Here is a 9688-nt window from a genome sequence, read left to right as displayed (position 1 = left end):
TCTAACCTTTTACCACCAAATTTACAAGCTTTCCTTGCACATAAATTTCTTTTACGAGCTCTTTTCCTTCAAGCCATTTAGATACGGCTTCTTTGGCCGATTTTAAAATTTCAGCTTCGCTAGCGTCGCTTGGCACTTCAACCTCGCCTCTTCTTTTGCCATTTACCGTAATGGCTAAATTTAGGCTATCTTTTTCAAACACCTCTTCTTTTATCTCAATAGTGCCAAAATTTGCTCTGGTAAATAAATTTTCGCTTAACTCGTTTGCGATATGAGGCACGATCGGCTCAAGCAAATTTAGTATGATAAAAAACGCTTCAGTAGTTACATCTTCGTTGTTTTGCGCGTTTACCGCGTTTAAAGCCTCCATGCACGCAGCTATGAGAGTATTAAAAGTAAAGCTTTGAGTATATACCTCTTGAGATTTCTTAAGCGACTCATAGACTTTCGCGCGAGCATATTTTTCTTCTTTATTAAGTTCAGAGTGATTAATGTCAGGAATTTTAGAGCACTTTTTAACGCTTCCTGCTTTATCATAAAGCCTATTTAAAAATCTAAACGCACCTTCAACCGCGCTATCGTTCCATTCAAGCTCTTTTTGAGGAGGTGCAGCAAAGAGTATAAACAGCCTTGCAGTATCGGCTCCGTAGTTTTTAATGATATCGTCAGGATCTACGACATTGCCCTTACTCTTACTCATCTTTTTACCGTCTTTTAACACCATTCCTTGAGTAAGCAACCTCTCAAAAGGCTCATCATCACGCAAATACCCAAGATCTCTGAGCGCCTTTTGGAAAAATCTCGCATATAAAAGATGCAGTATCGCATGCTCTATTCCGCCGATATACTGATCGACGTTCATCCAGTAATTTACGCTCTTTTCATCAAAGGCTTTTTCATTCCAAGTCTTATGATCGCTTGCATATCTGGCGAAATACCAGCTACTCTCAAAAAACGTATCCATAGTATCGGTCTCACGAATTGCATCACCGCCACATTTTGGACACTTAGCATGCTTCCATCTTGGATGCTTATCAAGTGGATTTCCTTCGCCAGTTATCTCAACATCATCAGGTAAGGCTACGGGCAAATTTTTAATATCTTCACAAACTACCCCACACTTATCACAATGAATCATAGGAATAGGCGCACCCCAATATCTTTGGCGAGAAATTCCCCAGTCGCGAATTTTAAAATTTACAACTCTTTTTCCGATCTTTTCGCTTTCAAATTTTTCTATGATCTTAAGCTTTGCCTCTTCATTATTTAGCCCATTTATAAGTGGCGAATTTATACAAATTCCGCTTTCGGTAAATGCTTTTGAGCTGTCCGCTTCGCTATCAATAGGCTTAATTACCCATTTAATAGGCAAGCTAAATTTACTAGCGAATTCAAAATCCCTCTCATCATGCGCAGGAACCGCCATAACAGCCCCGCTTCCATAGTCGGCCAAAACAAAATTCGCCACCCAAACAGGCACTTTATCGCCCGTTAAAGGATGAATTACGTAAATTCCTAAAAAGACACCGTCTTTTTCGCTTGCTTGGCGCTCTCTTGGGCTTTGATTTAGCATAGCTTTTATTTTCTCATTTGCCTCATCGCTTAAATTTCCGCTCTCAAGCAGCTTTTTGACTATCTTGTGTTCAGGAGCAAGTGCAGTATAGCTAACTCCGTAAATCGTATCAGGACGAGTAGTAAAAACCTCAAATCCTTGAATTTCTCCGCCTAAAAGCTCTTTTGAAGCCTCATCAAGGCTAAATTTAAACTCAAGACCAAAGCTCTTGCCGATCCAGTTTTCCTGCATTGTGATTACTTGATTTGGCCACTTGTCTTTTAGCTTTTCAAGATCGGCCAAAAGCTCCTCGGCATAATCGGTTATCTTTAGATAATACCCCGGTAATTCGCGCTGGATCACGCTATTTCCGCATCTCCAGCAGCAGCCATCCTCAACCTGTTCGTTTGCAAGAACGGTTTGATCGTGCTCGCACCAATTTACCACAGCATTTTTGCGGTAAACAAGCCCTTTTTCATACATTTTGATGAAAAATTCCTGCTCAAATTTCGTATAAAGCGGATCGGATGTCGCAAATTCTCTATTTTTAGAAAATGAAAAACCGAGTGACAAAAGCTCAGCTCTCATATAATCGATATTTTCATAAGTCCAAATTTTAGGATGAATTTTATGTTGTATAGCCGCATTTTCGGCAGGCATGCCAAAGCTGTCAAATCCTATCGGATGAAGCACGTTATAGCCTTGCTTTCTGTAATATCTTGCCAGTACGTCGCCTATTGAGTAGTTTCTTACGTGTCCCATGTGGATACGTCCGCTCGGGTATGGAAACATGCTTAAGATATATTTTTTAGGCAGGTTATAATCATCTTTTGGTTCAAATTCTTCGTTTTTTAACCAAATTTCTTGCCATTTTTTCTCAATTTTTAAGGCATCATACTTCAAATTTTCAGCCATTTTATCTCCTAAAATTCTTCTTGGGTCTTACTTGCTTCAACTAAAACAAGCGAAAGTGAAAAAAAGTTTGCGATAGCAGCACCGATTGCAAGCGAGTAAACAACGGTCATATTTCCGGTTGTTTGAAGCACTACAAATGCAGGTATAAGGTGCAAATCAGCAACAAGTGAGCTAGCAAAAAGCTCGGCTGACAAAATATTTTTAACACCGATTTTAAGTAGCGTAGAGACTAAATTTACACTCGCAGCTACAAATAGCGCTATCTCATTTTTATCATACAAAAAACCCGCCGTAGTCGTTAGACTCATCAGCGCAAAAAAGATATAAACAACCTTACCCCAGTTCATAAATCCTCCTTACACCAAGCCTTTTTCAAACATAGCTCTTTGTCTTTCGCGCTCTTTTTTCGCTTTCATCTTTTCAGCCTCTTTTGCTCTATATTTCTCCACGCTAAATTTAAACCAAAGAAGCATCGGAGAAGCTATGTAGATAGAGCTTAGAGTTCCTCCGACTATACCCACTAAAAGCACCAAAGAAAAGCCGTGTATCATATCTCCACCATATAAAAATAGTGTCAAAACAACCATTAAAGTAGTTACAGATGTAAGAATAGTTCTTGAAAGTGTCGCGGAGACAGATTCGTTTATAATCATCTCAAGAGCCGAATTCTTACTTGTGTTTATGCTCTCTCTAATCCTATCAAAGATAATAATCTTATCATTTAAAGAATAGCCTATGATCGTTAAAACCGCAGCCAAAATATCCAAATTTACATCAATCCTAAATAAGCAAATGGCGCCCAAGGCTATTACAACATCATAAGCCTCAGCAAATATCGCAGCCATCGCGAACCTCCATTCAAATCTAAATGCGACATAAATTAAGATACCCAAAAGAGACATAGCTATCGCCATCATTCCTTTTTGTCTAAGCTCATCTCCTACTTTAGGTCCAACCACATCAACACGTCGAACCTCGAAACTACCGGTATCTTTCAACAGTTGAGACACGCTAGTGCCGATATCGCTACCCAAATTTGAGCTTGAGCCAGAAAAACGTATAGTTATCTCTTCTTCTGAGCCAAATTCAGTCACAGAGGCATTTTTTAAAGTCTCATCCTTATACAAAGCTTCTCTAATCTTATCAAGAGGTGCTTTTGTATCATACTTTATCTGAATAAGCGTTCCGCCCGAGAAATCAATACCGTAATTTAGCCCTTTAGTAGCAAGTAAGAATATCGAGCCAAAAAACAAAATAGCAGATATAGCAAGAGCGATATAGCGCTTACCCATAAAATCATAAACATGTGCTTTTGAAAAAATTTGCATTATTATCCTCTCTTGTATCCAAACCAAATTCTGGTATTGCCGCTCTTTTCTATCTTATCCATTATAGTGTCAAACATACCGCGAGTACCTAAAATAGCAGTTAGCATAGATGCTGCTATACCAATACTCATAGTCACGGCAAAACCCTTAACAGGACCTGTTCCATAAGCATAAAGAACAACAGAAGTAATAATAGAGGTTAAATTTGCATCCACAATCGCACTCATTGCGTTTTCGTAGCCTTTTCTCACGCTTAAGGCTACGCCCTGCCCATCTCTTAAAAACTCTCTTATACGTTCGTTTATAATTACGTTCGCATCCACGGCCATACCTACGGTAAGTACTATACCAGCCATTCCAGGCAGAGTTAAAGTAGCTCCAAACATAGCCATAACAGCTATAAGAATAAATATATTTGCCACAAGTGCAATATTTGCTAAAACTCCAGAAAATCCGTAATATGCAACCATAAACACGACAATTAAAATAGAAGCGCCAATAAGAGCCATCATACTCTTATTTATACTATCAGCACCAAGGCTTGGACCTATGCTTCTTTTTTCAAGCATCTTTACAGGTGCTAAAAGCGCACCGCTTCTAAGTGCGATAGCAAGGTCGTGAGCTTCTTCTACGCTAAAGCCTCCGCTTATCTGACCGCTTCCGCCACCTATACGCTCATTTATCACAGGTGCTGAATACACTCTACCATCAAGCACTATAGCAAGTCTTTTGCCTACATTTGCTCCTGTAAAATCTCCAAATATCCTAGCGCCTTCAGCATTTAAAGTAAAATTTATAATTGGAGCGTTGGTTCGCTGATCAAAGGCTACTCTAGCATCCGTTAGCATTGATCCGTCAAGTACCGGGATATTTTTTACAGCATATTTTTGTTGCTCATTTTTAACGTCTGGATATATGATCACTCCATAGCTCTCAGCCTCAGCTCTACTCATCGAATTTGCTTGAGATTGCCTTTTATCATCAAGCGCCATTAATTGCAGATGAGCCGCTTTTGCGATTAGCTCGCGAGCACGCTGCTCGTCAGCCTGAGTCTTTACTCCAGGAAGCTCAACCAGGATATTTTCTTTGCCTTGTCTTGCCACTGTTGGTTCAGCCAAACCAAACTGATCAAGCCTGTTTCTGATAGTCTCAACAGCTTGATTTATCGCATACTCAATAGTTTGCACTTGCTCTGCTTCGGTTAGCCTGATACTATATTTAAGTCCATCTTTTTGAATATCAAGCCCCTGAATCTCTTTTAGCATTCCATCTATCTTATTTTGATCATCGCTATCTAAAAGCTCAAAGCTAACATGCTCTTCTTTTATTTTAAAGTTATCTATCAAGATATCTTCTTTGCCAGCATAGTAATTTATACCTGATGCCACGGACTTTATCTTAGAATGTATAGCCTCTTGAGTTTCTACACCAAGAAGCATATATAAGCCACCTTGAAGGTCAAGTCCTAAATTGATCTTAGATCCGCCTTGTGTCTGCAAAAAAGATGGCATAGAAAACCCTATGCCAAAAATTAGAGCTATTAAAAAGATAACGAGTCTATATGTTACCTTAGCACTACGCATTGACTTTAGTCTCGATTTTTCTGGCAACAAAGTCACGGCTTATACGCACTATTACATCATCGTTAAGTTTAACTTTGATAAAATCATCTTCTGGTTTGATAACCTCGCAGTAAAGTCCGCCAGAAGTAATGATCTTATCACCTTTTTCTAGGGCTGCAAGCATCTTTTGATGCTCTTTTTGCTGTTTTTGCTGCGGTCTAATAACCAAAAAGTAAAAAATCGCGAAAAGCACGATCAGAGGTAGTAATGAAGCTAAAAAATTGCCTTCTTGCATTGTATTCCTTAATGAAAAAATTTTTAATTAAATATTTTAGCACTAAAATTATAAGAAAAGCCTTTTTTAGTGCTTTTTTGATATCAAATTTTATATTTGTATCGATTTTTGACTTAGCAATACTAAATTTCATATCCCCTTTTCTTGCCATTTACGGATTTTATACGCTTCTTAAATTTAACAAATATGAATTTTTTACGACAGGATTTTTTGTAGGAATTTTATGGTTTTATTGGATTAGTTTTAGCCTTGCGTATTACGGATTTGGCTATCTTATTCCGCTTGAAATTTTATTTATCGGCATTGTGTATGGATTTATGTTTTTTATCGCGGCAATTCCTCCTCAAATTTGGCTTAGAGCTATTTTGCTCATTTTAATTTCAAATTTGCATCCTTTTAATTTCAACTGGCTAAATTTTGAGGCGATATTTGTGGTTGGAATTTTTAAGCCAAATTTATACGGTTTTGTCTTTATTTTTGCTGCGATTTTATCGCTATTTTACATAAAAACAAAGCTTAAATTTTTAGCTTTTATCACACTTTTGCTTTTTGCGGTTCAGTATAACGATACTAAGGCTAAAATTTTGCCTTTTGAAGTTGCTCTTGCAAATACAAACGTACCTCAAGCTTTAAAGTGGGAAAAATCGCTTAAAAATGAGTTTATAAACCAAAATTTAAAGATGATAGATGAAGCGATAAACGAAGGCAAAAGAATTATAATCATGCCCGAAAGCGTATTTCCTACATTTATGACGCACGAGCGAAATTTAGTAGCCGAGCTTAAAGAAAAATCTCAAAAGATCGCTATCGTTGTAGGAGCTTTGGCTTATGAAAACGGGCAAAGTTACAACTCGACTTTTTTATTTGATAAAGGCGAGATGAAGCGATTTGATAAATTTGTGCTAGTACCATTCGGTGAAGAGATTCCACTTCCAAATTTGATGAAAAATTTGATAAACGAGCTATTTTTTGACGGTAGCAAGGATTTCAAAAAGGCAAATTCAGTTAGCGATTACGAGATAGACGGAGTTAAAATTCGCAATGCAATCTGCTATGAAGCTACGCGATACGAGCTATTTAAGGGCGAATTTGACGTGATGATAGCTATCACAAACAACGGTTGGTTTGTGCCCTCAACCGAGCCAAATTTACAACGCCTTTTGATTAAATATTACGCCACTAAATATAATAAAACAATTTACCACAGCGTAAACGGCTCAAAAAGCGAGATCATAACCCCAAAAGAAAGTTTGATAAAGAAAATTTTTAGAAGTGATTTATTAAAATTTCTTGCCCGTAGCTAGGACCAAGCAAGAAATTTTGTTTTAAATATTATTTATTTAGATACAAGTGATTTGAAAATTTCTACGGAGTCTAGCTTCTCCCACGGATATTTGGCATTTCCGACTTGACCTTTAGCGGCAACTTTTGCATATAAAAACGTATCCTTACCAGGCTTATCAAGTCCAAATTTTTGAGTTATCCATCTTGGAGTTAGAGGGAAATTTTCCATAACAAAATGCGATAAAACATCATCATTAATGCCATTTATATGTGTTCCCATGGTATCAACACTAACAGAAGTTGGTTTTGCAACACCTATAGCATAGCTTAGCTGCACAATGCACTTTTTAGCAAGTCCTGCTGCAACTATGTTTTTAGCTATATATCTAGCCGCATAAAGTCCGCTACGATCGACTTTAGTGTAGTCTTTTGAACTTTGAGCACCGCCACCTATAGGGGCATATCCGCCAAAACTATCTACTATTAGCTTGCGACCTGTTAATCCGCTGTCATGAAGAGAGCTGTGATTTACATATCTGCCGGTTGGGTTTATATAAATTATTGTCTTGTCTTTATTATATAGCTCTTTTGGAAGACCGGTATCGTCTATAAGCTCTTGAATAAGAGATCTAAGCTCCTCTATCTTCATACTCTCCACACAAGGAGCCGAAACAACAATAGTATGAATATTTTGCGGTCTGCAATTTTCAAAATTATCTTTCGTATCATAATCAATTGTAACTTGAGTCTTTATATCGACACCAAGCTTGTCTGGATTTACTTTAGCAAATTTATACACTTTATCGCAAAGCATTCTTGCGTAAGTAATGGCAGCTGGCATAAATTCCTTAGCTTCGCAACTAGCAAAACCAAACATTATACCTTGATCGCCTGCGCCTATTTCGCCATCAGCCTGATCTACACCTTGATTTATATCGCTACTTTGCTGATTGATACAAACTTTTACCTCTATATCATCAGGATGTAGGCACTGCTCTTTTGTAAAATTTGACTTGCCGTCATAACCGATTTTAGCCAAAGCATTTTTAACTATACCCTCATAATCTTTAAAGCTAAGCTTAACCTTCGAGTTTATCTCGCCACCGATTATAATGTTTTTACCGGCAACAAAAACCTCACTAGCAACCCTACCATTTGGATCCTGCATTAAAATACTATCTACTATACTATCAGCGATAATATCGGCACATTTATCGGGATGACCAGGACTTACTACTTCAGACGTAAATAGGTACATATTTTTCCTTAAATTTTATATTAAATTGCAAAATTGTAGCATTTCATAATAAAATTTATATTAATTTTTTGTTAAATTTTAAAATTTTTCAGAATCTTTTGGCTATACTTAAACCCAAATTTTCAATTTATAAAGGTGTAAAAATGAGTGGATTTAGCAAGATTGCTAAGCGTTTTGCCGATGGAAACCTGATTGTTCAAATCCTAATCGGTATCATTGTTGGTGCTATTTTTGGCTTTTGGGGAAATGCAAGCGGAAGCGAATTTGCAGACAAAATTCTAAACGGCATTTCCGTTCTTGGTAATTTATTCGTAGGTGCTTTAAAGGCTGTTGCTCCTATTTTGGTTTTTGTATTGGTTGCAACCTCGATCATTACTAAAGAATTCGGCGAAGCAAAAGGCATGTCAAAAGTCGTTACGCTATATCTAATTGGAACTTTTTTGGCAGCTGTAGTTGCAGTTGCGGCTAGCTTTATGTTTCCAGTTGAGCTCGTTTTAAAAGGTGTGGAAACAGCGACCATGAGTGCGCCTCAAAATGTAATAGATGTATTAAAAGATCTTATTTTTAAAATGGTTCAAAATCCTGTGCAAGCCCTAAGCACAGGCAACTATATAGGCATTATTACTTGGGCTGTAGGCGGTGGTATAGCCATGAGAGGCTGCTCGAGCGAGACCAAAAAAGTATTTGTGGACGTAAGTGAAGGTGTGACTAAAATAGTTAGATTTGTAATCCGCCTAGCTCCATTTGGAATTTTTGGCCTTGTTGCCATCAGTATCCACGAGACAGGATTTGCGGCTCTAGCTGGATATATGAAACTAATTGCGGTTTTAGTAGGCGCAATGCTATTTGTAGCATTTGTTGTAAACCCTATGATCGTATTTGTAGTAACTAAGAAAAACCCTTATGCACTCATAATGACTTGTGTAAGAGAGAGTGCCGTAACAGCGTTCTTTACAAGAAGTTCAGCTGCGAACATACCTGTAAATATGGCGCTTTGTAAAAAATTAGGGCTTAGAGAGGAACTTTATTCTATATCTATACCTTTAGGTGCTACTATAAATATGGCAGGAGCTGCCGTAACCATCAGCGTTTTAGCCCTTGCTGCAGTAAATTCTATAGATCATATAACTGTTACTTTTGCAGATGCCTTACTCCTTAGCTTTATCTCTGCCATAGGCGCTTGCGGAGCTTCAGGAGTTGCCGGTGGATCGCTGCTTTTAGTTCCTCTTGCTTGCGCTCTTTTTGGAATAAATAACGACATAGCCATGCAAGTTGTTGCAGTAGGTTTTATAATAGGCGTTATTCAAGACTCTGTAGAAACTGCGGTAAACAGCTCTTCAGACGTTGTATTTACAGCGATAGCTTCAGAAACAATGAAATAAAACATAAATTTAGTGTCCATTATTTGGACACTAAATTTGATAATCTCTTTCTAAAAATTTTAAATTTCATTATATTTTGTGTAAAATATCCTAAAAAATTTTAAGGATAAAA

The 9688-nt window shown here is 37.5% G+C and carries 8 protein-coding genes; 2 read left to right on the top strand and 6 right to left on the bottom strand.

Annotation, left to right across the window (positions count from 1 at the left end):
- Position 1: 1 nt before the first annotated feature.
- Genes leuS through yajC form a run of 5 tightly spaced genes read right to left on the bottom strand, consistent with a single transcriptional unit; the run spans position 2 to position 5652 of the window.
- Positions 2-2467, bottom strand: coding sequence for a leucine--tRNA ligase (gene leuS, locus CDOMC_RS03430; protein WP_172127938.1), 2466 nt, complete (start codon positions 2465-2467; stop codon positions 2-4).
- Positions 2468-2475: 8 nt separating this feature from the next.
- Positions 2476-2814 (bottom strand): DUF6394 family protein, encoded by a 339-nt coding sequence (locus CDOMC_RS03425; RefSeq protein ID WP_172127936.1) that lies wholly within the window; start codon positions 2812-2814, stop codon positions 2476-2478.
- A 9-nt stretch (positions 2815-2823) separates the two neighbouring features.
- On the bottom strand, positions 2824-3795 hold the full coding sequence (gene secF / locus CDOMC_RS03420; RefSeq protein ID WP_172127934.1) for a protein translocase subunit SecF: 972 nt from the start codon (positions 3793-3795) through the stop codon (positions 2824-2826).
- A 2-nt stretch (positions 3796-3797) separates the two neighbouring features.
- Positions 3798-5378 (bottom strand): protein translocase subunit SecD, encoded by a 1581-nt coding sequence (gene secD / locus CDOMC_RS03415; RefSeq protein WP_172129631.1) that lies wholly within the window; start codon positions 5376-5378, stop codon positions 3798-3800.
- Positions 5371-5652, bottom strand: a complete 282-nt coding sequence (gene yajC / locus CDOMC_RS03410; RefSeq protein ID WP_172127932.1) for a preprotein translocase subunit YajC — start codon at positions 5650-5652, stop codon at positions 5371-5373. The genes secD and yajC overlap by 8 nt, the downstream gene beginning before the upstream one ends.
- Positions 5653-5663: 11 nt before the next feature.
- On the opposite strand from yajC, the gene CDOMC_RS03405 reads away from it, so the two are divergent.
- Positions 5664-6956 carry an apolipoprotein N-acyltransferase gene (locus CDOMC_RS03405; protein ID WP_236861343.1) on the top strand — a complete coding sequence of 431 codons (1293 nt, stop codon included), beginning with the start codon at positions 5664-5666 and terminating at the stop codon, positions 6954-6956.
- A gap of 32 nt (positions 6957-6988) precedes the next feature.
- On the opposite strand, the gene metK is transcribed toward CDOMC_RS03405, so the two are convergent.
- Complete coding sequence (gene metK / locus CDOMC_RS03400) at positions 6989-8194, bottom strand: methionine adenosyltransferase (protein ID WP_172127928.1); 1206 nt, start codon at positions 8192-8194, stop codon at positions 6989-6991.
- Positions 8195-8337: 143 nt separating this feature from the next.
- Between metK and sstT the strand changes: the two genes are divergently transcribed.
- On the top strand, positions 8338-9576 hold the full coding sequence (gene sstT, locus CDOMC_RS03395; protein ID WP_172127926.1) for a serine/threonine transporter SstT: 1239 nt from the start codon (positions 8338-8340) through the stop codon (positions 9574-9576).
- The last annotated feature ends 112 nt before the right edge of the window (positions 9577-9688 follow it).

Origin of the sequence: Campylobacter sp. RM16192 (assembly GCF_004803855.2) — a bacterium.
GTDB lineage: Bacteria > Campylobacterota > Campylobacteria > Campylobacterales > Campylobacteraceae > Campylobacter_A.
Note: the sequence above shows the minus strand (reverse complement) of the source record. Positions and strands in the feature narration are given on the sequence as shown.

Bases quoted from the DNA above. Each gene is read 5' to 3' on its own strand.
- leuS (WP_172127938.1), bottom strand. From the start codon at position 2,467: ATGGCTGAAAATTTGAAGTATGATGCCTTAAAAATTGAGAAAAAATGG.
- CDOMC_RS03425 (WP_172127936.1), bottom strand. From the start codon at position 2,814: ATGAACTGGGGTAAGGTTGTTTATATCTTTTTTGCGCTGATGAGTCTA.
- secF (WP_172127934.1), bottom strand. From the start codon at position 3,795: ATGCAAATTTTTTCAAAAGCACATGTTTATGATTTTATGGGTAAGCGC.
- secD (WP_172129631.1), bottom strand. From the start codon at position 5,378: ATGCGTAGTGCTAAGGTAACATATAGACTCGTTATCTTTTTAATAGCT.
- yajC (WP_172127932.1), bottom strand. From the start codon at position 5,652: ATGCAAGAAGGCAATTTTTTAGCTTCATTACTACCTCTGATCGTGCTT.
- CDOMC_RS03405 (WP_236861343.1), top strand. From the start codon at position 5,664: ATGAAAAAATTTTTAATTAAATATTTTAGCACTAAAATTATAAGAAAA.
- metK (WP_172127928.1), bottom strand. From the start codon at position 8,194: ATGTACCTATTTACGTCTGAAGTAGTAAGTCCTGGTCATCCCGATAAA.
- sstT (WP_172127926.1), top strand. From the start codon at position 8,338: ATGAGTGGATTTAGCAAGATTGCTAAGCGTTTTGCCGATGGAAACCTG.